The organism is Bacillus cereus group sp. MYBK216-1 (genome assembly GCF_051916495.1).
Classification (GTDB): Bacteria; Bacillota; Bacilli; order Bacillales; family Bacillaceae_G; genus Bacillus_A; species Bacillus_A thuringiensis_K.
In genome coordinates this window covers 1-23,655 of sequence record NZ_JBQAGT010000001.1, presented here as the reverse complement: position 1 = coordinate 23,655, position 23,655 = coordinate 1, and the positions used below count along the sequence as shown (strand labels likewise).

Below are 23,655 nucleotides of genomic sequence, written 5' to 3'. Positions count from 1 at the left end.
AACAATCATTCAAACTATAACGGTCCCTCCAAAATATGAAGGAGCTTATAACCTTTTAATATTTCTCTTCTACCTGTAATTCTTTACTATACTTTTGAATGAAAACTGATGAAATAACCATTACTATGCCCACACTAAAACTAATAAGTTGATCTAATAACATTTCATCATGAATAAACCAGCGAAGTAAAAATACGCTACCAAAAATAAACATCATAATAAATCCAGTATGTCTAAGTCCTTTATATACATTTTCCATATGTATCACCTCTTCACATACTTTTATCCATATTATACCATAATCTAAAAACGTGTATAACCAACATTCGGTATTGAAACCAATAATAAAAAGACTGCAGAGAACTCCATCTCCACAGCCTAATTATTATTTTTGCAAAAACGCCTGCAAATCTGCAAACTGTCTCTTTGCATCTTCATAGCCTTGCTCATATAGATTTTGTAGTTTTGCTGTATCTTTTTCCATACGATCTACTTGAAGCGGCACTTCTGGACGAATAACAAATAAATTCCCAGCTTGTTCTTCTTTTTCAATGTAGTGAAGTGTTTCATTATACACTTCATAACGATTCAGCATCGTGTTAACAAGGTTCGGATATTTTTTATAAGCTTTCGCTGCAACCCATCCAAACTTTGATTTTTTCTTCGCGTAACCATGATTTCTCGTTAAAATAACGACTGATTTTTTAAAACCATCTTCCTGTGCTTTACGAACTGGAATTGGATCCGAAATCCCGCCATCTAATAATTGCTTACCACGGTAATTTACTACAGGTGCAATGAAAGGCAATGAACTAGATGCTTGTAATAAATTTAGTGCATCATCATTCGTTCCTTCTTTTTCAAAATAAATAGACTGTCCTGTTTCACAATCTGTCGTTCCTACAAGGAAACGCTCTTGGCTATTAAAGTATGTTTCAAAATCAAACGGAACATGCTTTTCTGGAATCTCATGAAAAATGAACTCCATATCGAATAACTGGCGTTTTCTCCATAAATTTTTATACGATAAGTATTTTGGGTGTGATGCATAATCAATATTTACTGTTTTATTTCTATTTCTTTGTCTGGAAAGATACGACGCTGCATGACAAGCACCAGCTGATACACCGATTACATATGGAAAATATAAATCTTGTTCCATAAAGTATTCTAATATCCCGCCCGTGTACACACCACGCATACCGCCGCCTTCTAATACTAACCCCGTATTTTCAAGCATGTTACTCTCTCCTCTATATATATTGACTCTTTAATTATTCACCATGTTAAGTATCTTTTTCTATTATATATGAGTTCTTTCAGAAATTATATTCAAAAGACTTGAGAAAAAGGAGTTTTTTCTTCCAATTATATTTCCAAATGGTTGGAGACATCCTTTATAAATCTTTGAATAAAATCTTGCTCTTCTTTCGTATATCTATCTAAAAATAACAGCCACTTTTCTTCAGCTTGTTTATGTAATTTATCATGAGCTTTATATATTTCATTTCCGCTTTCCGTTAAACGGAAGAAGATTTCTTTTTGATTATCTAACATTTGCATCTTCTCAACGAATTTCTTTTGAAACAACTTTGTACAAATTTTAGAGATTGCACCCTTCGTCATTCCCATTTCTGTCGTAATAGCAGTTACATTCATCAAACCATTTTTCCCGATACACTCGATCACATGTAACTCAGATAAAGACATACCACTTATACCTGTCTCACGAAGAAATTTCTCATTTTGCCCTTTCAAATGTTCTTCTTTTTTATGCAAAAGTGTACGAATGTCCGAAAGTATTTCCATTTGTTTCGTTGCATAATCCAATCCGTTCGCCTCCTGAGTTTCTAAAGAAACAAATTAACTATATACCATTTTAAAATCATTTTTTCATATTTACAAGTGAGAAAATCATGTTAAAATAAATTTAGTTTCCAAGGAAACTAAATGACAAGGAGGTTAACATAATGAAAAAATCCAAAATACATTTCATTTTATATGTCGTCTGTATGAGTGCCTTACTCGGTTCCTTCGCTCAAAATATTTACACGCCTATCTTGCCCATGATTCAAGGTTCTTTTCACACTTCTCTTTATCTTGTAAATGTAACAGTTTCCCTTTTCACATTCGTTCTTGCGATTATGCAGCTCATATATGGACCTTTCATTGATACAAAAGGGAGAAAATCTGTCCTTATCCCTAGTTTGATCATTAGTACAATTGGTTCAATCGGATGTGCTTTTTCACCGAACATATATGTATTTCTATTTTTCAGAGCTGTTCAAGCTATAGGAATAGCAGCTATACCTGTAGTAGCAGCAACGATTATCGGCGATTTATTTGAAGGAAAAGAACGAGGAGAAGCAATGAGCCTGTATCAAATGTTACTTGCTCTTGCACCTGCGATCGGCCCTCTCATTGGTGGTTATCTAGGCAGTATAAATGGCCACGTATCCGTATTTCTCTTTTTATCTATACTTGGCATTCTCTTATTAACGATAAATATTTCACTACTTCCAGAAACAAAACCAACTGTAAGTAAACAACCGCAAGCAAAAAAGAATTACTGGCGTATCTTAAAAAATAAAACTGGATTTTCTATTACTCTTATTAGCTTCATTCAATTTTGTATTTACTTTTGCTTCCTCGTTTTTTTACCGAGCATTTTAACAAATTCATTTCACTTAACTGCAAGTGAAATTGGTCTTATGTTTGTACCGATGTCTCTTTCTATTATGCTAGGAAGTTATTGCTACAAGTTTTTGCAAAAACGCCTCACAACAAAGCAAGCTTTATTCATTACAAGTTTCTTCAATATTATATGTGTCACTTTATTCTCTTTCACATATAACATCAATATCACGTTCATCATTATCGTTACATCTTTGTACGGTTTTAGTATGGGACTTTCTATGCCAACTCATACTACTTTATTAACAGAAGAATTTGTACAAGAACGCGCAACAGCTATCGGTATGTACAACTTCATCCGCTATCTTGGTATGGGTACAGGGCCACTTATAGGTGGATTTCTTTTATTTAACCAAAAATACTTTTGGATTTTCTTCCTAGGCGCAATTATGTTTTTACTTGTAATCTTATATGCAATGAAAATGCTACGCTTTCATGCTGTACAAAAAGTAAAATAGGGCCCCAAAAAGGTCAGCTCTATTTTACCCTCTTTGATCCGCAACAATATGAATATCAATAAATTTTGTTTGTCTCATAATTTCATTTACAATAGAGCCTTTTCGTATTTCTTCCCACCTTGTTCTTGCCGATTGTCCAAGTAAAATTTGCGTCACCTGTAATCTTTTTGCCACTTCAATAATAACATCTGCTGGCTTTCTTCCTTTTGCTTCTTCTAATACAAAGCTTGCATCAAATTGATTCGTTAGCAACTTCCACTCTTCAATCGTCTGCTTTTTTCCAGCTGAAATAGAATCTATATTTTCCCTCTCAACGTTTAATACGTACAATTCAGCATTTAACCGATCAGCCATGCGCCATCCCCGTCTTATTAATTTCTCCGCTGTTGAACTGTATTGTACACAAACGAGAATTTTTTCTTTTACGCCAATTGGTTCTATTACTGTTTGGCTAATTTTCTCGTCCATATCATCGGCAACTTCTCGAAGTGATAATTCCCTAAGTGCTCCTAAATTATTAAGTGTAAAGAAGTTTTGTAAGCTTTGCTGAATTTTTTCTTCTTTATATATCTTTCCATCTATTAGTCTCTTCCTTAATACCTCAGGCGTTGCATCAACGAGCTGAATTTCATTTGCTTTTTGTAAAATAAAATCTGGAATTCGTTCTCTTACTTTTACATTCGTAATTTGAGCTACAATATCATGAACACTTTCTAAATGTTGAATATTAAAAGCTGATAATACCGATATACCAGCCTCTAACAATTCCTGCACATCCATATAACGTTTCTTATGTTTAGAACCAGGAACATTACTATGCGCAAGTTCATCCACAACAACGACTTGCGGTGCCCGTTTTATAATTCCTTCCACATCGAGTTCATAAAACACTTTCCCTTTATAATCTATTTCTTTTAAAGAAACTTGTTCTAAATCAGCAATTGCGTCTTCTGTCTCTTTTCTCCCGTGCGTTTCAATTAAACCAATTACAATATCCGTACCATCCTTTTTCATCTCTCTAGCATCATAGAGCATTTTATAACTTTTTCCTACGCCTGGAGCTGCTCCTACATATAGCTTTAACTTTCCGCGATTTTGCTGACGAATATATTCTAAATATTCCTCTGGCGTTCGCCTTTGAAACTTCGGTTCATAATCATCTGCATACAAAATAAACACTACCTTTCATTCGAAACAACGCTACCTCAATCCATTAGATTGAGGTAGCACTGTTACTATTTCATTAATTTCTGTAATGCCAAATTTAGCTTTAAGACGTTCACTGGATCTTCTCCAAATAAACCAAGTGCTGCACCTTCTGTTTGATCTTTAATCAACTGATCCAGCGTTTCTTTCGGGATTCTCGTTAATTTCGAGATGCGCTCTACCTGTACGGACGCCCCCTTCGGACTAATATCAGGATCTAGCCCTGAACCTGAATTCGTTACTAAATCCATCGGCACTTCTGTAACTGGAACAGTTGGATTTTGTTTCTTCCACTCTTCAATACTTTTCTCTACCCGTTTTGCTAAATCTGGATTAGATGGTGCATAGTTATTTGAACCAGATGCTTCAGCCTTATATTCAATACTAGAAACACGCCCTTGAAAATAACGTGGATCCGTGAAGTTTTGACCAATTAATTTAGAACCAATCACTTCATTTTTATCATTATATATTAGACTTCCATCCGCATTATCCTTCATCACTGCTTGTGCAATACCAGTAACAATAAGTGGGTATACAAGTCCACACAACACTAGAAATGTAAAAGTAATACGGATAATTGGTGATAGTATACTTTGTTTCTTCTCCATCTTTTTCCCCTCTTCCTTATATAAACAAGCCGACAATCATATCAATTACCTTAATTCCAATGAACGGAACGATAACTCCGCCAAGCCCATAAATAAGTAAGTTTCGGCTAAGCAATGCATTAGAACTCATCGGTTTATATGCAATACCTTTCATCGCTAACGGAATGAGTAATGGAATAATAACAGCGTTAAATATTAATGCTGATAAAATCGCTGACAGTGGTGATGTTAATTTCATAATGTTCAATGCCTCCATTTGCGGAATCGCAAGTGTAAACATTGCTGGAATGATTGCAAAATATTTCGCTATATCATTCGCAATACTAAACGTCGTTAACGCACCTCGCGTCATTAACAATTGCTTACCGATTCCTACAACCTCAATAATTTTCGTCGGATTCGAGTCTAGATCAATCATGTTCGCCGCTTCTTTCGCTGCTGTCGTACCACTATTCATCGCTAATCCAACGTCCGCCTGTGCTAATGCCGGCGCATCATTTGTACCATCACCTGTCATCGCTACAAGCTTCCCTTTATCTTGCTCTGCTTTAATAACAGCAATCTTATCTTCTGGTTTACACTCGGCAACGAATTCATCTACTCCTGCTTCTTTTGCAATCGTTGCTGCTGTTAACGGATTATCACCTGTACACATAACCGTTTTAATCCCCATTTGGCGCAACTGTTCAAAACGATCACGCATACCCGGTTTTACTGTATCCTTTAAATAAATTAAGCCATAAATACGATTATCTACTGCAACTACAAGTGGTGTTCCGCCCTCTTTTGAAATTAAGTCTGCTTTTTGATTTACATCTTTCGGAATTGTTCCGCCTTGTGACTCAACCCATTCAATAACGGCACCTACAGCACCTTTTCTCACTTTCGTTCCGTCTTGTAAATCAACACCACTCATTCTCGTTTCTGCTTTAAACGGAACAAACTCACCTTGTTCTGCAAGTTCTCTATTATATGATATAGATTTTCCCTGCACATACTCGATAACAGATCGGCCTTCTGGTGTTTCATCTAAAACAGAACTAATAGCAGCCCACTTTCCAACTTGCTCAATCGTTTCATTTCCTACAGGTAATAATGTATGAGCCATTCGGTTCCCAAAAGTAATCGTACCTGTTTTATCTAAAATAATTGTATTAATATCGCCCGCAGCTTCTACTGCTTTCCCTGACATCGCTAACACGTTAAATTTTGTTACCCGGTCCATCCCAGCAATACCAATTGCCGATAATAGCCCACCAATTGTCGTTGGAATTAAACAAACTAATAATGCAACTAGCACAGCAGTATCAATTTGAAAACCTAAATAATTTGTAAAAATCGGCAACGTCATAACGACGATCAAGAAAATAAGAGTTAAGCTCGTTAATACTGTATTTAAAGCAATCTCATTCGGCGTTTTTTGACGAGCAGCTCCTTCTACTAAAGAAATCATTTTGTCGATAAATGATTCACCAGGATTACTCGTAATGACAATTGTAATTTCATCACTTACGACCATCGTTCCACCTGTTACGGAACAAAAATCACCGCCTGCTTCTTTTATAACAGGAGCTGATTCCCCTGTAATTGCAGATTCATCTACAGATGCTAACCCTTTGATTACTTCACCATCACTTGGAATCATTTCTCCTTGTTTTACGATAACAACGTCACCTTTTGTAAGATCAGTTGCTGAAACTTGGACAATGTCTCCATTTTCTTTTACAACATTTGCAAACACATCTTTCTTCGACTGCTTTAAAGAATCGGCTTGCGCTTTACCACGACCTTCTGCTAATGCTTCTGCAAAATTCGCAAATAAAACTGTAAATAATAGAATGAGAGAAACTGTTATATTAAACCAACCTGGTATACTACTAGAACTACTTGGAAGAAAAGATAAAATGAACGTAATGATAAATCCAATTTCCACAACGAACATAATCGGATTCTTTATCATGACTTTCGGATTCAATTTCGCAATGGATTGCTTCATCGCATGTGTTACGATATCACGATCCATCGTTTTCGCTTGTCTAACTTCATCTTCTACAGCATGTATTTGTGACTCATTTAATTGTTTTTCTTTTACTACTACCGGTCTCATCATTTACCCTCCATTACTTCAATGTAAGAAATTCTGCAATTGGTCCGAGTACTAACATCGGGAAGAATGTTAATGCACCAACAATTACAATTGTTCCGATAAAGATACCACCAAATAAACTATTATCTGTACGGAACGTTCCGACTGTTTCTGGCACTACCGTTTTTTCTTTCAACGAAGCTGCCACAGCTAGCATCGTAATTAAACTGAAGTAACGTCCTAAAAACATAACTAAACCAGTCGTAATATTCCAAAACGGTGTATTATCTCCTAATCCTTCAAATCCAGATCCATTATTCGCAGCTGACGATGTATATTCATATACAACTTGCGTTAAACCGTGGAAACCGGAATGAGAAATAGCATCCGTCCCTAAATTTGTTGAAAGAGCTAATGCCGAAAAGCCTAAAATGAGCAATGGATGAAATAAAATCGTGACCGCAATTAATTTCATTTCCTTACCTTCAATCTTTTTACCTAAAAACTCTGGTGTCCGTCCAACCATTAACCCAGATATAAACACTGCAATAATTGCATACATAATAATATTTACAAAACCTGCTCCAACGCCGCCATATACTGTGTTTAACATCATATTTACAAGTGGAACTAAACCGCCAATTGGTGTTAACGTATCATGCATCGTATTAACGGCGCCTGTTTCAGCAGCTGTCGTTACCGTTGCGTATAGTGAAGAAAATACTGTTCCAAATCGTACTTCTTTCCCTTCTGTACTTCCTTGTACATGTTCGATACCCATTCCATTTAATGCCGGATTCCCGTTTAGTTCAGATGTCGTAATTGTTATAAATCCTAGTAAAAACACCATAAAAAGTGAAACGAAAAGGATGCGACCTTGTTTTTTATTTCCTACCATTCGTCCGTACGTAAATGGAAGTGCTGTTGGTAATAACATCATAAGCATCATTTGCAAAATATTACTCATTTGTCCTGGATTTTCAAAAGGATGCGTAGAGTTTGCTCCGAAAAATCCACCGCCGTTATTTCCAAGTTCCTTAATGGAAACGAATGATGCAACAGGTCCACGTAATATACTTTGTTTTGCCCCATCAATCGTTTGTGCTGTAACCGCTCCATCTAACGTTTGCGGTACGCCAAGTGCGACAAAAACTAGTGCCGCAATAAATGCGATAGGAAGAAACACTCTCGTTAACGCTCTCGTAAAATCAACGAAAAAGTTACCAAGTTCTTTTCCAGCAAGTCCTCTTATAAAAGCCATAACGAGCGCCAATGTCGTTGCTGGTGCCGCAAACATTAAAAATGTAATCCCGATTAATTGTGATAAATAGGATAAACCATTTTCACCGCTATAATGCTGTAAGTTTGTATCAGCCATAAAACTAATCGCTGTATTAAAAGCGAGCGTAGGCTCCATCCCTTCAATATGCGCTGGATTTAGCGGCAACACACCTTGTAATCTGAAAATGAAATATACAATAACAATCATAAATCCGTTGAGTAAAACTAATGATAATGCGTACTGTTTCCACGTTTGATTGTATTCTTTTACACCCGTAATTTTAAAAATAAGTTTTTCAAAAGGCCCGAATACTTTATCTAGCATTTTGCTACCTTGAAAAGCTTTTTCTAAATAAATCCCCATTGGCTTTGCTACTAAAATAAACAAGAGCATTGTAATAATGACTGCAACCCAAATCATAATGAATGATTCCCCCTAATTAAAACTTCTCTGGATTTAATAATGCATACACTAAATACACTGTAATTGCTGCGACAATAACCGATAAGACAATCATCATGATTGCTTTCCTTCTTTCACAACTTTATCTGACCAACTTGCAAGACTTGCCATTGATGCAACTAATAAAATAAAAATCCCGACCATTACAACATCTAACATAGCTATCCCTCGCTTTGTTTTTTTTGTTAAAATTTACCATTTGAATATTAAAAAAGAACACTGAGCTCTACTCAGTGTTCAAAAAATGAACAACAAAAAGTAAACCTCCTCTCTAAACGCTTACGAGGTTAGCTGTCGGATTCGGGCCTAAAGAGTAGCCCTACTTTCAAAACTGAAAGATTCACCCCAAGTGACGATGCACAAAATTGGTTCCCCCGCTCCATTTCTGGAACTCAGCGATTTTAGGTTTTTTTGGAAATTTTATGAATGATTTATGAGAGTAAATATACTCCTCTATATTTCACTTGTAAAGGGTTAAATTACTGAAAATAATAATATTTACATTCATTTAAACGCTTACATTGAAGATTATTACTATTATTTCATCTATTTTCTTTATTTCTCTTCTCTTTTCTTAAAAATGACCTTTTAAATATGAAATAAAAAGAGCGAATGAGATGAAGTGCATAGCTTGTTGCACTCAGCATTCGCTCTTTTTTATTCAACCTTTATTCTCCTCGTAAAAATGCACGTAAATTTCTCCCACGAATATAAACTTGTGTCAATTCTGCATGTAGCTGCTCATACTCGGTAATATCCACCTCTAAATACAAAGCATCTTTTGATGGTAATATAATATACGGCCCTGGAAAAAGGGGATCGATCTTAACCAATTCTTGAACTCGCTCTACCGATACTGCCCAACGATTTGCTATATCTCCAAGTAATAGTACCTTCATCATTTCTTCCCCCGCCCTATTCAAAAAATAAAAAAGAAATATTATCACAATTTGTAAACACGACAAACTTAGCTCCAATTGTTTCATAGAGCCTCGCTGGATATCGTTTATTCCTTGTAACAACAGTAATAGGTGCTTGAAAAGAAAAGCGAATGTGTTCTGTGAAAAAACTAACGATTGGAAGCTCATCCCCTAGTAAAATCACCTTCTTAATACACTCAAAAATACTAGTAAAGTCCTGCTCCTTACTGCAGCTATAAGTCCAATCAAACCCACAATTCCTAACTTCAGCCGCTATCTCTTCATTTGCTGTAAAAATAATTAACTCATGTTGAAATGATACTAGATCTCTTAAACTATCTACCTTACTTTCTTCTCCAACACAAATAAGTGTTAGTTCCATGTACCTCATCCTCCTTAGTATAAAAGAAATCAAACATAGATTGATATTCCCCTATACTAATCAGATCGATGAAGTGATGTATCCATCATGGCACCGTCCTCTCTCAAGACGCTTACGAAGTTAGCTGTCGGATTCGGACTTTGAGAGTAGCCCTACTTTCAAACTTGAAAGATTCACCCCGAGTGACACTGCACAAATTGGTTCCTCCGCTCCATATAATTGGACTCAGCGTTTACAAAAAAATGTATTCTGGCTGATATATTACTCCTGTATTTTGAAAAAGTAAACAGAAAAAAAGCCAGTTATAAAACTGGCTTTTCACTTACCTATGCACGCGTTCTATTCACTTTATATGCAAAATGATTCGTCGGTCCATGACCACTACCAATATTCAATGGCTCTTCAATTGCTATACTAATAAATCGTTTTGCTTCTTGAACAGCATCTTCAATTGAGTATCCTTTCGCAAGTCCTGCTGTAACCGCTGAAGCAAATGTACACCCACTTCCGTGCGTTTGCTTTGAAGGAATTCGCTCGCTTCTAAACTCAATAAATTTTTCTCCATCAAAGAGGAAATCAATTACTTCATTACCTTGATATTCTGCATGTCCGCCCTTCATAAGCACATATTTAGCACCTAATTCGTGCAATACTTTTGCAGCTTCCTTACTATCTTCAACATTATGAATCTCCATCCCAGTTAACACTTCTGCTTCTGGGACATTCGGTGTTATAACAGTTGCTACTGGTAATAAATATTCTTTTAATGCTTGCACTGCTTCTTGTTGTAATAATGATGCACCGCCCTTAGCAATCATAACAGGATCTAGTACAATATTATTCCAGCCAAATTTATTAATATGTTCTGCTACAATTTGAATAACTTCGCTGCTAAATAACATTCCTAGTTTCACAGCATCTGGTGTTAAATCCGTACCAATTGAATTCAACTGTTCCGTAATACCTTCTAACGAAACTGGATATACCCCTTGAACGCCAAGCGTGTTTTGAGCAGTAATTGCCGTAATAGCCGTCATTCCATACACACCAAGCTCTTGGAATGTTTTTAAATCTGCTTGAATGCCGGCACCGCCGCCACTATCAGATCCTGCAATTGTTAAAGCTTTATTTATTTTCATCCCACTCATCCTTTTCTATCCAAAATAGCGATGATAAATTGTTTTTGCTTCGCTTATATCTTTCGTTCCATGTACAAGTACACGACCATCTTTAAAAGCAACTAATCTCTTTTCTTCCACAGAAAATGATAATAAATATTGATTTACATTTAAATCCTGCACACGATCATTCAGCAGCTCTTTATATCTTTCAAAATCTATTTCCTCTTTATGAGGTGGTCTAATTTGAACTGTATTTCTCCCGCATAAAACTGCTGTTTTCGATGTGTTTTCTTTATTTAAATACGGGTATATCGCATTCTCTCCGCACGAAGGACAATTGTGTTTACGAAGCTTTTGCACATTCATACATGAATATTCATTCTTCCATACATCAAATGACACAAGTCCATCTCGCAGTGATTCGTAATCTTCTACTAACAGTTTAAGAGCTTCTGTTACTTGATGAGAAACGACGAGAGATACAGCAGGTGATATAATACCCGCTGTATCACATGTTGCCCCGCCAAGCGGAATCGACTGTAATAAACATGATAAACATGGTGTTTTACTAGGAAGGATTGTGTAAGAAAGACCGTAACTACCTACACATGCACCGTAAATCCATGGAATAGAATATTTTTGTGCTATATCATTCACAATAAAGCGTGTTTCAAAATTATCAGTCGCATCAATAATTACATCAACATTTGTAACAAGTTCTTCTAGCTCTTCAGCTGTTACATCTTGAACGAGAGCTTCTATTGTTACATCACTATTGATCTCTTCTAAACGTTTTTTAGCCGCTATAGCTTTTGGAAGATTATTCTTTACGTCGCTCTCTGCATACAATTGTTGTCTTTGTAAATTACTCCAATCTACATAATCACGGTCAACAATTGTTATCTTGCCAACACCTGCTCTTACAAACATCTCTGCATTTGCACTACCTAATGCACCTGCACCGATAATAAGCACATGCTTTTCTCTTATCTTTTGCTGTCCTTCTTCTCCAATTGGAGAAAATAGTTCTTGGCGAGAATATCGATTATTCAACTACGCTCATTCCTTCTAAAGGACTACTTGCAGTTGCACAACGCTTACGTGCAATACGACCTGCTTCAAAGCCTAAACGTCCTGCCTCAATACTTAATTTCATTGCTTGTGCCATTTTAATAGGATCTTTTGCTCCTGACACAGCCGTATTTAATAACACACCATCCACTCCTAATTCCATTGCAAATGCCGCATCAGCTGGACTACCAATACCGGCATCAACGATAACTGGTACTGTCGCTTGTTCAATAATGAAGCTCAAATTTAATGGATTTACAATACCAAGCCCTGAACCGATTGGTGATGCTCCTGGCATAATCGCATGCACGCCAAGCTCTTGTAATTTACGTGCTAATACAACATCATCAGATGTATACGGAAGTACGATAAATCCTTCTTCTAGTAACATTTCAGATGCCTTTAACGTTTCTACCGGATCAGGTAATAACGTTCTATCATCACCAATAACTTCTACCTTTATCATGTCACAAAGCCCAGAGGCTTTTGCTAATTTTGCAATACGAACAGCCTCTTCAGCGTTTTTTGCCCCTGCTGTATTTGGTAATAACGTATATTTTTTCACATCAAGTTTCTCTAATAAATTAGGTTGCTTTGCATCAAAGATATCCATACGACGTACTGCAAACGTTAAAATTTCAGCTTGAGAAACGTCAATTGCCTTTTGCTGCACGTCAAAATCAGGGAATTTACCTGTTCCTAATAAAAGTCTAGAATGAAATGAAAATGGTCCAATGTTTAACATAATCAACCGCCTCCTACGAAAGTTACAATCTCAATTTGGTCTCCATCAAAAACAGATGTATCTGTATGATCATCTTTTTGTAAAATATCTTTATTACGCTCTACTACAACAATTCTGTTATCTAGCTCTAAATGTATAAGTAGCTCGGCTACTGTTTTTACACTCTCTGGCACTTCAATTTGATTACCATTAATTTTCAAATTCAAACTTCCATCCCCTTTCTAAACCGTTTTAGAAAGCAATGAATCTAGCAAATGATTCTCTTGCTTTCCTTCTATTAAATCAGCCATATATTGGCCAGAAACAGGACTTAATAAAATACCGTTTCGATAATGGCCCGTGCAAGCATATAAACCTTTTATTTCTTCATGCTCTCCCATATAAGGAGCTTCATGATTCGATTGTGGTCGTAATCCTGCCCACGTGCTTTCCCATTCTGCTTCTTTTAAAGCTGGCAATATTGTATAAGCACGCTCTAATATAGAAGTTATACTTTCTGGCTGCACAGTTTTATTGAACGTATGTGGCTTCATTGTTGCCCCAATTACGTAACGTCCACCGCGCTTTGGAGTAATGTAAAATCTTTCTTGAAAAATAGGTGCTTTTAAAAGTTGTTTTCTACTTTTTACCGCAACCACTTCTCCTTTAACTGGATATGTACCCCAATCACGGTGAAAATAACTGAGTAACTGCGTACTCCATGAACCTCCTGCAATAACGACTTTCTCACATGTGACAATACCTTCACTTGTAATAACTCCAGTCACTTTATTATTTTCAATACGGATATCAAATACTTCTGTTTGCTCATATATATCCGCACCGGAAATTGTCGCAGAATGTGCAAATGCTTTCGTAAGCTCTGGTGCAATAACATGACCGTCTTTCGGATAATATACTGCTCCTATAATAGATTCGGATAGATATGGCTCTTTTTCCCGCACATGGTCTCCCGTTAGAAAATAAGAATCTTCACCTGTTTTCTGCTGCCAATCCATAATGTGAAGAATTCTTTCCTTCTCATCTGCATTTTGAGCAATACGATAAATTCCTTTTTCTTCATATCCAATATCAATACCCGTCTTTTCACGTAAAACTGCTGCAAGTTGTGGAAATATAGCTCGGCTTTCTCTAGCAAGTTCAAATAGCGGATCATACGCATCCCATTCTGCTTGAACACCAAGTAAACCAGCAGCTGCTTTCGAAGCTTCCGATGCAATTCTTTGCTTTTCTACAATCGCTACTTTATGTCCTCTTTCTGCTAGAAAATGTGCAACTGAACTACCAATTACACCACCACCAATAATCGCTACATCATACTTCTCACACATGTTTTTCCGCCCACTTTCTTATTGATTCCTTATAAGACTTCGCTTTGCTATACGGGTTACTACTACTTAAAATTCCAGACATAACAGCAATTCCACTTACTTCACTTGCCAGAATATCCTTTGTATTCTCAGGAGTAATCCCTCCAATAGCTATAATTGGTATCGATAAGCTCCTTGCAATGTCCGAAATTTCTTCAAGCCCTCTCGCTGGCACACCTTTTTTACAATCTGTCGGAAATACATGGCCATAAACGAGTGAATCCGCTCCATTTTTAAATGCTACTATCGCTTCATCTAGCGAATGCACAGAATAACCGACATGCAAATAAGAAAACTTTTCTTTCACTGACTTTACATCTGTGCTTCGATATCCTAGTTGAACACGAGGAATATTTAATAAAATTGCAATATCAATTCGATCGTTTATGACAATTTTAGAAGCTGGAAAGCCCTCCATTAACAGAATTTCCACACCTTCATATAATTCCTTTGTACTCTTCTCACGCTCACGAATATGCAAATAATCAATCTCACTCTCAATTTGCATCGCTACATTCACTAACTCTTCGAATGGCATATGGCCATTTGAGATTACGTGGAGCTCATTTTTCATATTCATTCGCCTACTTTAAAATATTTTCGAATAGTTCATCGGCTGGGACGGTTTCTTTTGTCATTCCTTTGTCCTTCAGCCACTTATTTTGTTTCTCCCAAGACTCTTTTGAATCTGATAAGAATGGCTCATCTTTCGTTTCCATCTTCTCTAATAAAATTTTCATACTTTCCTTTTCAACTTCTGGCACAAGTGGGAAGTTTTCTTTTTCTTGATGATTTAATAAAATATTTAATGCTTCATCTGGATTTTTCTTCATGAAATCATAGCCTTTTTTCGTACCACGTAAGAAGGCTTGCAACGCTTCTTTATCTTTTTTCAACGTTTTATCACCTGTTACAAATACAAGCTCATGATAATTCGGTACACCATAATCTGCTGGATTAAAGTACGCTGGTTCATGACCTTCATGACGCATAACAGGTACTTCATGGTTAATGTATGCCCCTGTTACCGCATCCACTTTTTTCGTAATTAATGCTGGTACTAAATCAAAGCCAACATCGACTACTTTCACTGTATCTGGATTACCACCAGCTTCTTTTACCATCGTTTTTAAATACATCTCACTTAAAGGTGTTCCAGAATATCCCACTGTTTTCCCCTCTAAATCTTTTGGCGATTGAATGCCTGCTGACTTCAGTGATACAACATGATTTAATGGGGAACGTACGACAGCTCCAATTGATTTCACTGGAATTTGTTCGTTTGCTTTTGCCATAACAACATCTGGTTGATAATATAGGCCAACCGTTACTTTTCCTGCAGCTGCTAAAGTTAATGGGTCAGTCGGATTGGAAGGGAATTTAATATTCACCTTTACACCTTCTTCTTTAAAGTAGCCTTTTTCAATTGCTGCATAAATAAAGCTATGTACCGCATTTGGGTACCAATCAAGCATGACCGTTATTTCTTTTTCTTTTTTACTCTTATCTGATGCTGAATTACTAGAACATCCAGCAATCATTGCAACTAATAATGTAAACACAAAGATGCGTTTTAATAATTTCATGAATGCTTCCTCCAACTAATGAATTTCTTTTCTAATATCGAAATAAGTATGACGAAGAAAATAGCTAATAACGATAACAATACAATGGGTGCAAATACACCTGCTCCGTCTAACTGCGTCATCATTCTTTTACTGAAATATCCTAGCCCAGCTTGTGCACCGAGCCATTCACCAATTGCTGCCCCAATTACACTAAGCGGAACTGCGATTTTTAAAGCTGAGAAAAAATAAGGAAGAGCAGACGGCAATTTTAATTTAAGAAAAACATCTTTTTTCGTTGCCCCGTATGTAACTAAAAGCTCTTCCCATTCTTTTTTCGTACTGCGTAGTCCATCATACGTATTGACCGCAATCGGGAAAAACGTAATTAAAACCGTAACAACGACTTTACTCCAAATCGTATATCCAAACCATAAAACGAAGAGCGGAGCAAGCGCTGTAATAGGAATCGTTTGTGAAGCGACTAATAATGGATAAAATGCTCTCTCCATCCATGTACTCGCATTCATTAACATCGCTAGCCCTACCCCAAGTACGATAGAAATTGCCACACCTATTAAAACGACATATAATGTTGCCGGCAAATGAACCGTAAATAATATATCTTTTAGTTTCCATATCTTCATTACAATTGCAGACGGTGACGGTAAAATGTACATTTCATCTACAATTATTGCTCCTACTTCCCAAAGGGCAAGTAAGATACTAGAAAGTGTAAGAGCAGGTAATAGCTCCTTCAACCGGTTCATCATACGAGTACCTGCCTTTGTAACATACTAAGAAGCTCATCTTTCAGCGCCAATACTTCCGGTTTATATAAATCTTTTCGTGTTCTGTTATGATCAAGCGGCACTATCCGCTCAGTCAAAGTAGTTATCGGCTGCTGCTCCACTACTAAAATTCGATTAGAAAGAAACAATGCTTCTTCCACATCATGAGTAATAAATAAAATTGTTTTTTCCCACTCTTTCCATTGTTCAAACAGCCATTCTTGCAAAGATGCCTTCGTTAAAGCATCCAACGCGCTAAACGGCTCATCTAATAACAATATCTCCCCGCCTGTTAATAAAGTTCGAATAAAAGATACACGTTGTCTCATACCCCCAGATAAATCTTTCGGATATTTTGTCTCATACCCTTGTAAACCAAATTTATGCAATAGTTCCTTTGCCTTTACTTGTGCTTCTTTCTTCGGCACGCCTTGGCATTCTAATGGCAAAGCAGCATTCTCAATAATCGTTCTCCACGGCAAGAGCATATCTTTTTGAGGCATATACCCTACAGGATGGCTCTTTGTTTCTATCAGCTCTATCTGACCAGTACTTACTTCTTCTAAACCTGTAATAAGGCGAAATAAAGTACTTTTCCCACATCCACTCGGTCCGATAATACTTACAAACTCTTTATCTTGTATAGAAGCATTTAATTCATTGATGATTGGTTTCTCATCATAATGAAAACAAACATTATGAAATTGTAGTATGTTCTTGCTCCTCAAATCCCCACATCTCCTTACGATAGGACATATCCCAGAATAAATATTCAAATCGACTGGAATATAGGAAAATCTCCTCTAATCGGTCAAGCTCTTTTTCAGACTTTCCAACTGCCATTTCATTTAATAAATCTATTAACCAAATACAGAGGTTGCCGTATTCTTCAGAACTATATCCTTGAATCCACTCACCAAAGAATTCATGATCCCTTGCTCCCGGAATATCATTTAAACGCTTTCCAATCTCCCAATAGCTCCACATACACGGAAGAAGTGCTGCTATTAATTCTGCAAGTGTGCCATTTTGAGATACAGACATCATGTAATTTGTATAAGCTAAATTTTTAGCAGATGGCTTTGCAGACTCTATCTCCTCTATAGAAATTCCAAGTCTTTTTGCATACTGTTTATGGATTGTCATTTCTCCATTTAATATTCCATCAATTTGTTCAGCAAATTTCCCCATAACTTGTGGATTCGTTGCCTTTACAACACCGATAGCATATAACTTTGCATAATCTAACAAGTATAAATAATCTTGAATAATGTAATACTGAAACTTATCTTTTTCTAACGTACCATCCCCCATACCTACTACAAATGGATGATTATGACTCATCTCCCAAACTGGTTGTACAGTTTCTAATAATCTATCGCAAAATTTCATTTCTCTATCCCCTTCCAGTATGTGTATATAAATAAAAAACCACTTCTCTATATAAGAAGTGGTTACAGCCAATAAAATTATAATTTATTCGTTGTTCCACTTCCCTTCGCTAGTATTACCTAGATCAGGTGTTATAAGGGTTAAGGATTATTCCTCTCTCAGCACAACAAGCACCCCTAGTGGTTTCAATATGAAATTTTCAAATAAAAAAGCCCCGTTTCTATACGCAAAGAAACGGGGACTCATTATTAGTGTCCGAATTGCTTCCCTACGCTAGCATAATCTAGATCAGGTAATAAAAAGGATCAAAGACTTAAGGTCTTACTCTCAGCTGGCAACACCAGCTCTCCTAGCAAACTATAAAATTATCACTGTCAGTATAACACCGTAATAAGACATCATCAACTTTTTTAATTTTCTTAATTATCAACATAATATCAAAGTTATACAATACATACATTCTATTTTAGAAAATAAAACACCAATTAATTGTATAAAAAGGAATCATTATCCTCAAAAAATTTATTTTTATATTGATTTCATATTACATTTATGTGAATACACCCACTATATTATATCTTTATACTATAATAAAATTACAACTATACAACTAGAGGAGGTCTCTATTCCATGAATATGAAAGCTACTGCTTTAACAGCAACTACTGTAGCGATTGCTTCTTTACTTCCTTCTATGGGTGAAACAAATGTACAAAAAGCAAACGCTGAACAATTATCTAATATTAAAACTGGGTATGTCAAAGTCGATCAAGTAGCATTACATACAGAAGATAACGTAAAAAGCACATCAATTGATACAATTCGCTTTAATACAAAAGTGAACATCCTTGAAACAACTAATGGTTGGTATAAAGTATCTGTTCATAATAAAGTAGGTTATGTACAAAAAGATGCTATTTTACTAAAAAACAAACTTCAATCTAATGATCAATACATCGTTAATGCTAATGCATTAAACGTTCGCTCTGAACCTAATTTAGAATCTTCCATTTTAGATGTATTACCAAATGGCAAGTTTATTACCGTTCAAGAAGATCAAGGCGAATGGTATAAAATCTCACATAATGGCCAAACAGGTTACGTACAAAAAGCATTCATCTCTAATGGTTCACAACCCTTAGTAAAAGGAATCACCGTTCAAAATAATACAAAATATACCGTTGCAACACCTAATCTAAATGTACGTAGCAACGCTAGTACAAGTAGCGCTCTACTCGGTTCATTACAAAACGGTACACAAGTACAAGTAGTAGAAACTGTAGGAACTTGGTATAAAATTCGTTTTGGCACAGGATACGGATATGTAGCAAAACACTATGTAGTACAAAATCAACCACAAGCTAAAACAGATCCGCCTTCATCAATTCCAGCTGCTTTCAAATTCCCCGCTCAAGGAAGAATTAGCTCAACCTTTGATATACGCTGGGAACAAATGCATTATGGTATAGATATTGCCGCTCCAGGAAACGTCTCTATCCAAGCTGCTGCTGCAGGTAAAGTTGTGAAATCTTATTATTCAGCTAGCTATGGCAATGTTGTTTTCATTGCGCATCAAATCAATGGGAAATTATATACAACTGTTTATGCTCATATGAAGGATCGCACTGTACAAGCTGGTGATCAAGTACAAACTGGACAATTAATAGGTCATATGGGAAACACAGGTCATTCATACGGGCAACATCTTCATTTTGAATTACATAATGGAGAATGGAATTTTGAAAAAACAAATGCAGTAAATCCACTGCCATATTTAGTTAGGTAAATTGTATGCCACGCAATATACCTCTTATAATTGAATACGTAGCCTTTTTAGGTTTAATCTGTTGTTTAATCATTTACAATACAAACATTGTATTTTTATCTATTATTATTGCTTTTGTTGCATTAGAAATTATGATGGAATCATTTCAAGTGCAACTAAAACAAAAAATTGCCCATATTTATAATGCTATTTTTCTTTTAAGTGCTCTCATAACAAATATAATTAGTAATGGCTTTTATTTATCTACTGTATTTCCAGTATTCTTTATGGCTGTTTTATTATTTGTAGCTAGATATATTAATGTCCCTTATAACCAAAAACAAAAACAAGAAGCTTAGAAAGAGGAGACACTGTGTACCAATCTTTCAAAGATACTCCAATAAAATACATATTGAATTTGTATAAGAAAACCAATACTTTTTTTGGTATACAAGGAAGTTATACTGCACAACTCCTCCTATATGGAATGCTTTTTCTTGTCTTAATCACTTTCTCCTTGTTTTACTAACAAAAAAGGATCTCACATAAACTGGAGATCCTTTTTAATTTATATGAATTTTTCATATCGAAAATATTGTTTATCCACAAGCATATTTTTCATAAATAAAGCTCAGATTATATTTTTTCTCTAAACTCATTCGTTGTTCGTCATCGCACCAATAGAAAAGAATATCATGAATCGTTGCGTAACGCTTATTTTTAAGAAATAGCCTAAAGAATGATGGTAAACAATCATGTAATTGTATAAATATATAATTGCGTAGTATTTCTTCTTTATATTCAATGCCCTTACAAATATACAGTAATTCTTCACAATAATATGCATGCTGTGGAACTTGTATCATTTCGAAAAATGGCACATAAGATAGTAGCTTTCCAATAAAATGACCGTATCGATCCATTACTCCTATCGTCATATGCTCCATCATTTCTTTCATCACATATAAATAATCATCTACATGCGTTGTCTTTAATGGGTCTAAGCGATCGGAAATTTGAGATAATACAGCTCTTTGACATGCTAAAACTGCCTGACTAGGTCCATAATATGATAGGAAATCTGTACACTTACGATATTTCCGTAATAAATCATGTGTATACAAATCATATACAAAAGTATTACAATACATTGCTAAACTCATCATATCACTATTTAATTGCTCTTTTGATAATGATTTCGCTCTCTTGCACATATAAAAGAATGTAAATTCCAATACTTCTTTATGAGATAATAAATGTTTACAATCGGTTATACACTTCTCATTAAATTTAACTCTATCCCAAATTTCAATATCCCTATCTGTCAATTCACCTATACGATATTTAATAATTAAATAATTTAAAGCAACTGATTGCGTCAAAAGATCCCATGTTTCATATTCCAATGAAGTATGAACAAACTCAGCTAATCCTTGCGCTATCATAAAATCATTTGCCTCTTCATACCAACCAATCTCTTGGCATAAGCGAAGAATACGCACTAAAGTTGGAATTTCATCTTTATGAAACTGCGGTAATTTCTTTGCTTTATTCATGCCATATACGATAAATGCCGCTAAATTTTCTTCTTTATAAAATTCTTTCTCTTTCCATACTAATATAGTTCGTTCTTTCCCCTCACCTTTTGGGTGACAAGGTACAAGCAAAGAAAATAATTCAGCGAAATTATTTGGTTCTATATATGTATCTGTAACCAAATTCCAATTTGGATCGCCCTGTACAGCCTTCATATAATTCCCCTTCCCTTTTCATCTATGTAGGAAATATTAATTTATTATCGCGCCACTAAAAATTAATATTGTTATATTCAAAATCTCTCATAATACTTATATCTATCAGTATATCATCTTTTCTCTTATTAAAAATGAAGAATAACAAATTTTAAAAAACTGTCGAAATTATTAACCACATACTTATTATATAATGTCTCAGATACATCACGCTAACATATTAGTTTAATCCATATATGCTAGAATAATGTATCTGAACTTTATATATAATTTAGCTCTTTATGAGTGACCATCAGACTCTCGGTTAATGAAAGTTTCAATTTACTCTGTATGCTCTGAGATTTCGCTCAAGGCAAATCCAGCTTGATCATCTGCTGATTCCCTTATAGCTAAATCTCCTAGTGCTAACATACCAATAAGTTGACCACTATCAACTACTGGTAATCGTCTAATTTGATGCTGTGCCATTAGCTCTGTAGCTTTTTCAATAGAATCATTTGGAGAAACTGAGATAATATTTGTTGTCATCACATTTGTAATTTTATTAGATCCAGGATGTTTTTCAGCAATCCCTCGAACGACTAAATCTCGATCAGTAACAAGCCCAACAACTTGCTCATTTTCAACAACTGGGATTAATCCAACTGATTCTTCCTTCATTTTAACAGCTGCCTCATATACATTGTCTAGCGGTGTACAATGTACAATATGGGTACTCATTAAGTCTCTAACTCGTGTCATTATTTATTTCCTCCTTTTTATACATACCATAGCTTTTCCAAAATCCCTTTATTTATTTCTGGAAAGTAACGTAATAAAAAGGATTAACAAAATAAAAAAGAGCCAGCATAATGCTGACTCTTTTTTGTATGACCCGTACGGGATTCGAACCCGTGTTACCGCCGTGAAAGGGCGGTGTCTTAACCACTTGACCAACGGGCCATGGCTCCGCAGGTAGGACTCGAACCTACGACCGATCGGTTAACAGCCGATAGCTCTACCACTGAGCTACTGCGGAATAATATATGGTGGGCCTAAATGGACTCGAACCATCGACCTCACGCTTATCAGGCGTGCGCTCTAACCAGCTGAGCTATAGGCCCATATACTTTACAGGGGCAGTAGGAATCGAACCCACACTGGAGGTTTTGGAGACCTCAGTTCTACCTTTAAACTATGCCCCTAAATGATGCCGGCTAGAGGACTTGAACCCCCAACCTACTGATTACAAGTCAGTTGCTCTACCAATTGAGCTAAGCCGGCATAAAAAAATGGTGGCTCGGGACGGAATCGAACCGCCGACACGAGGATTTTCAGTCCTCTGCTCTACCGACTGAGCTACCGAGCCAACATAAATGGCGGTCCCGACCGGGGTCGAACCGGCGATCTCCTGCGTGACAGGCAGGCATGTTAACCACTACACCACGGGACCATTTGGTTGCGGGGACAGGATTTGAACCTGCGACCTTCGGGTTATGAGCCCGACGAGCTACCGTGCTGCTCCACCCCGCGACAATATAAAGTTTTAAAAAATGGAGGAGGTAGAGGGATTCGAACCCCCGCGCGACTCTCGCCGCCTGTCGGTTTTCAAGACCGATCCCTTCAGCCGAACTTGGGTATACCTCCATGAAGGAAAAAATATTTTATTATTATATGTCTAAACCATTAAAGAAAAAATGGAGGAGGTAGAGGGATTCGAACCCCCGCGCGATTCTCACCGCCTGTCGGTTTTCAAGACCGATCCCTTCAGCCGAACTTGGGTATACCTCCGAGACATATATTAAATAAAGTGGAGCCTAGCGGGATCGAACCGCTGACCTCCTGCGTGCAAGGCAGGCGCTCTCCCAGCTGAGCTAAGGCCCCATGTTTTTTGGGAATATCGGGAAGACAGGATTTGAACCTGCGACCCCCTGGTCCCAAACCAGGTGCTCTACCAAGCTGAGCCACTTCCCGTTAATAAAAGCGCGCCCGAGAGGAGTCGAAC

26 protein-coding genes, 12 tRNA genes and 4 riboswitches are annotated in these 23,655 nt (G+C 36.4%); of the genes, 3 read left to right on the top strand and 35 right to left on the bottom strand.

From position 1 onward, the window contains the following. Window positions 1-55: 55 nt before the first annotated feature. From ACTFRH_RS00190 to ACTFRH_RS00180, 3 genes are all read right to left on the bottom strand, one after another. Window positions 56-259: a hypothetical protein gene (locus ACTFRH_RS00190; RefSeq protein WP_000432808.1), complete on the bottom strand. Its 204-nt coding sequence runs from the start codon at window positions 257-259 to the stop codon at window positions 56-58. A 126-nt stretch (window positions 260-385) separates the two neighbouring features. Next, on the bottom strand, window positions 386-1,240 hold the full coding sequence (locus ACTFRH_RS00185; protein WP_000892694.1) for a patatin-like phospholipase family protein: 855 nt from the start codon (window positions 1,238-1,240) through the stop codon (window positions 386-388). 128 nt (window positions 1,241-1,368) lie between these two features. Continuing rightward, complete coding sequence (locus tag ACTFRH_RS00180) at window positions 1,369-1,830, bottom strand: MarR family transcriptional regulator (protein ID WP_000384217.1); 462 nt, start codon at window positions 1,828-1,830, stop codon at window positions 1,369-1,371. 140 nt (window positions 1,831-1,970) lie between these two features. On the opposite strand from ACTFRH_RS00180, the gene ACTFRH_RS00175 reads away from it, so the two are divergent. Beyond that, the gene (locus ACTFRH_RS00175) at window positions 1,971-3,152 is read left to right on the top strand and encodes an MFS transporter (RefSeq protein ID WP_000748585.1); all 1,182 of its coding nucleotides are present in this window, start codon (window positions 1,971-1,973) and stop codon (window positions 3,150-3,152) included. Between the two features lie 24 nt (window positions 3,153-3,176). On the opposite strand, the gene kdpDN is transcribed toward ACTFRH_RS00175, so the two are convergent. The 18 genes from kdpDN to tenA form a co-directional block, all read right to left on the bottom strand. After that, complete coding sequence (kdpDN, locus tag ACTFRH_RS00170) at window positions 3,177-4,331, bottom strand: KdpD-like non-kinase potassium sensor (RefSeq protein ID WP_003300067.1); 1,155 nt, start codon at window positions 4,329-4,331, stop codon at window positions 3,177-3,179. A gap of 56 nt (window positions 4,332-4,387) precedes the next feature. Further along, window positions 4,388-4,969 carry a K(+)-transporting ATPase subunit C gene (gene kdpC, locus ACTFRH_RS00165; RefSeq protein ID WP_000412602.1) on the bottom strand — a complete coding sequence of 194 codons (582 nt, stop codon included), beginning with the start codon at window positions 4,967-4,969 and terminating at the stop codon, window positions 4,388-4,390. A gap of 16 nt (window positions 4,970-4,985) precedes the next feature. Then, window positions 4,986-7,076 carry a potassium-transporting ATPase subunit KdpB gene (gene kdpB, locus ACTFRH_RS00160; RefSeq protein WP_001247994.1) on the bottom strand — a complete coding sequence of 697 codons (2,091 nt, stop codon included), beginning with the start codon at window positions 7,074-7,076 and terminating at the stop codon, window positions 4,986-4,988. 13 nt (window positions 7,077-7,089) lie between these two features. Then, window positions 7,090-8,757, bottom strand: a complete 1,668-nt coding sequence (kdpA, locus tag ACTFRH_RS00155; RefSeq protein ID WP_000638318.1) for a potassium-transporting ATPase subunit KdpA — start codon at window positions 8,755-8,757, stop codon at window positions 7,090-7,092. A gap of 19 nt (window positions 8,758-8,776) precedes the next feature. Then, window positions 8,777-8,854, bottom strand: a complete 78-nt coding sequence (gene kdpF, locus ACTFRH_RS00150) for a K(+)-transporting ATPase subunit F (RefSeq protein ID WP_223153441.1) — start codon at window positions 8,852-8,854, stop codon at window positions 8,777-8,779. After that, window positions 8,854-8,958, bottom strand: coding sequence for a SipW-dependent-type signal peptide-containing protein (locus ACTFRH_RS00145; RefSeq protein ID WP_000887894.1), 105 nt, complete (start codon window positions 8,956-8,958; stop codon window positions 8,854-8,856). Before ACTFRH_RS00145 ends, kdpF begins: the two co-directional genes overlap by 1 nt. Before the next feature lie 103 nt (window positions 8,959-9,061). Beyond that, window positions 9,062-9,207: riboswitch (cyclic di-AMP (ydaO/yuaA leader) on the bottom strand. Window positions 9,208-9,467: 260 nt separating this feature from the next. Next, window positions 9,468-9,701: a hypothetical protein gene (locus ACTFRH_RS00140; RefSeq protein WP_002163849.1), complete on the bottom strand. Its 234-nt coding sequence runs from the start codon at window positions 9,699-9,701 to the stop codon at window positions 9,468-9,470. A 13-nt stretch (window positions 9,702-9,714) separates the two neighbouring features. After that, complete coding sequence (locus tag ACTFRH_RS00135; protein WP_000424070.1) at window positions 9,715-10,101, bottom strand: hypothetical protein; 387 nt, start codon at window positions 10,099-10,101, stop codon at window positions 9,715-9,717. Between the two features lie 93 nt (window positions 10,102-10,194). Beyond that, a riboswitch (cyclic di-AMP (ydaO/yuaA leader) is annotated at window positions 10,195-10,342 on the bottom strand. Between the two features lie 85 nt (window positions 10,343-10,427). Further along, a complete protein-coding gene (gene thiD / locus ACTFRH_RS00130) occupies window positions 10,428-11,249 on the bottom strand; it encodes a bifunctional hydroxymethylpyrimidine kinase/phosphomethylpyrimidine kinase (RefSeq protein WP_003300058.1) in 822 nt (273 codons plus the stop codon). A 6-nt stretch (window positions 11,250-11,255) separates the two neighbouring features. Next, window positions 11,256-12,275 carry a thiazole biosynthesis adenylyltransferase ThiF gene (gene thiF / locus ACTFRH_RS00125; RefSeq protein WP_001065424.1) on the bottom strand — a complete coding sequence of 340 codons (1,020 nt, stop codon included), beginning with the start codon at window positions 12,273-12,275 and terminating at the stop codon, window positions 11,256-11,258. Continuing rightward, window positions 12,268-13,038, bottom strand: a complete 771-nt coding sequence (gene thiG / locus ACTFRH_RS00120) for a thiazole synthase (RefSeq protein ID WP_440048806.1) — start codon at window positions 13,036-13,038, stop codon at window positions 12,268-12,270. Before thiG ends, thiF begins: the two co-directional genes overlap by 8 nt. Window positions 13,039-13,040: 2 nt before the next feature. After that, window positions 13,041-13,244, bottom strand: a complete 204-nt coding sequence (thiS, locus tag ACTFRH_RS00115; RefSeq protein ID WP_001049504.1) for a sulfur carrier protein ThiS — start codon at window positions 13,242-13,244, stop codon at window positions 13,041-13,043. 15 nt (window positions 13,245-13,259) lie between these two features. Next, the gene (gene thiO, locus ACTFRH_RS00110; RefSeq protein ID WP_000333300.1) at window positions 13,260-14,369 is read right to left on the bottom strand and encodes a glycine oxidase ThiO; all 1,110 of its coding nucleotides are present in this window, start codon (window positions 14,367-14,369) and stop codon (window positions 13,260-13,262) included. Then, on the bottom strand, window positions 14,362-14,982 hold the full coding sequence (gene tenI / locus ACTFRH_RS00105; RefSeq protein ID WP_000787159.1) for a thiazole tautomerase TenI: 621 nt from the start codon (window positions 14,980-14,982) through the stop codon (window positions 14,362-14,364). The genes thiO and tenI overlap by 8 nt, the downstream gene beginning before the upstream one ends. Window positions 14,983-14,992: 10 nt before the next feature. Next, entirely contained in the window at window positions 14,993-15,994 is a 1,002-nt protein-coding gene (locus ACTFRH_RS00100; RefSeq protein WP_000771336.1) for an ABC transporter substrate-binding protein, read from the bottom strand. Beyond that, window positions 15,991-16,743: an ABC transporter permease gene (locus ACTFRH_RS00095; RefSeq protein ID WP_002163847.1), complete on the bottom strand. Its 753-nt coding sequence runs from the start codon at window positions 16,741-16,743 to the stop codon at window positions 15,991-15,993. The genes ACTFRH_RS00100 and ACTFRH_RS00095 overlap by 4 nt, the downstream gene beginning before the upstream one ends. Further along, on the bottom strand, window positions 16,743-17,492 hold the full coding sequence (locus ACTFRH_RS00090) for an ABC transporter ATP-binding protein (RefSeq protein ID WP_001256780.1): 750 nt from the start codon (window positions 17,490-17,492) through the stop codon (window positions 16,743-16,745). The genes ACTFRH_RS00095 and ACTFRH_RS00090 overlap by 1 nt, the downstream gene beginning before the upstream one ends. Further along, the gene (tenA, locus tag ACTFRH_RS00085) at window positions 17,461-18,156 is read right to left on the bottom strand and encodes a thiaminase II (RefSeq protein WP_000666825.1); all 696 of its coding nucleotides are present in this window, start codon (window positions 18,154-18,156) and stop codon (window positions 17,461-17,463) included. Before tenA ends, ACTFRH_RS00090 begins: the two co-directional genes overlap by 32 nt. A gap of 84 nt (window positions 18,157-18,240) precedes the next feature. Continuing rightward, window positions 18,241-18,344: riboswitch (TPP riboswitch) on the bottom strand. Window positions 18,345-18,404: 60 nt separating this feature from the next. Further along, window positions 18,405-18,517: riboswitch (TPP riboswitch) on the bottom strand. 269 nt (window positions 18,518-18,786) lie between these two features. Here tenA and ACTFRH_RS00080 point away from each other — a divergent pair. Together ACTFRH_RS00080 and ACTFRH_RS00075 are read left to right on the top strand one after the other, a co-directional pair. Further along, entirely contained in the window at window positions 18,787-19,941 is a 1,155-nt protein-coding gene (locus ACTFRH_RS00080; protein ID WP_001056035.1) for an SH3 domain-containing protein, read from the top strand. 5 nt (window positions 19,942-19,946) lie between these two features. Further along, window positions 19,947-20,279 carry a hypothetical protein gene (locus tag ACTFRH_RS00075; RefSeq protein ID WP_001137823.1) on the top strand — a complete coding sequence of 111 codons (333 nt, stop codon included), beginning with the start codon at window positions 19,947-19,949 and terminating at the stop codon, window positions 20,277-20,279. Between the two features lie 240 nt (window positions 20,280-20,519). Here ACTFRH_RS00075 and ACTFRH_RS00070 read toward each other — a convergent pair whose 3' ends face one another. The 14 genes from ACTFRH_RS00070 to ACTFRH_RS00005 form a co-directional block, all read right to left on the bottom strand. Then, the gene (locus tag ACTFRH_RS00070; RefSeq protein WP_000648911.1) at window positions 20,520-21,671 is read right to left on the bottom strand and encodes a DUF3965 domain-containing protein; all 1,152 of its coding nucleotides are present in this window, start codon (window positions 21,669-21,671) and stop codon (window positions 20,520-20,522) included. A gap of 321 nt (window positions 21,672-21,992) precedes the next feature. Then, window positions 21,993-22,412, bottom strand: a complete 420-nt coding sequence (locus ACTFRH_RS00065; RefSeq protein WP_000199010.1) for a CBS domain-containing protein — start codon at window positions 22,410-22,412, stop codon at window positions 21,993-21,995. Between the two features lie 129 nt (window positions 22,413-22,541). Beyond that, window positions 22,542-22,613 (bottom strand) — tRNA-Glu (locus ACTFRH_RS00060). 1 nt (window position 22,614) lies between these two features. Continuing rightward, window positions 22,615-22,689, bottom strand: a tRNA-Asn gene (locus ACTFRH_RS00055). Between the two features lie 8 nt (window positions 22,690-22,697). Continuing rightward, a tRNA-Ile gene (locus tag ACTFRH_RS00050) sits at window positions 22,698-22,774 on the bottom strand. 10 nt (window positions 22,775-22,784) lie between these two features. Continuing rightward, a tRNA-Trp gene (locus ACTFRH_RS00045) sits at window positions 22,785-22,855 on the bottom strand. A 6-nt stretch (window positions 22,856-22,861) separates the two neighbouring features. Further along, window positions 22,862-22,934 (bottom strand) — tRNA-Thr (locus tag ACTFRH_RS00040). 9 nt (window positions 22,935-22,943) lie between these two features. Continuing rightward, window positions 22,944-23,019 (bottom strand) — tRNA-Phe (locus ACTFRH_RS00035). Between the two features lie 8 nt (window positions 23,020-23,027). After that, window positions 23,028-23,103: transfer RNA gene (locus ACTFRH_RS00030), tRNA-Asp, on the bottom strand. Between the two features lie 3 nt (window positions 23,104-23,106). Next, a tRNA-Met gene (locus tag ACTFRH_RS00025) sits at window positions 23,107-23,183 on the bottom strand. Window positions 23,184-23,204: 21 nt separating this feature from the next. Continuing rightward, window positions 23,205-23,297, bottom strand: a tRNA-Ser gene (locus ACTFRH_RS00020). A gap of 51 nt (window positions 23,298-23,348) precedes the next feature. Further along, window positions 23,349-23,441 (bottom strand) — tRNA-Ser (locus tag ACTFRH_RS00015). A 20-nt stretch (window positions 23,442-23,461) separates the two neighbouring features. After that, window positions 23,462-23,534 (bottom strand) — tRNA-Ala (locus tag ACTFRH_RS00010). Between the two features lie 16 nt (window positions 23,535-23,550). Beyond that, window positions 23,551-23,624: transfer RNA gene (locus ACTFRH_RS00005), tRNA-Pro, on the bottom strand. Between the last annotated feature and the right edge of the window lie 31 nt (window positions 23,625-23,655).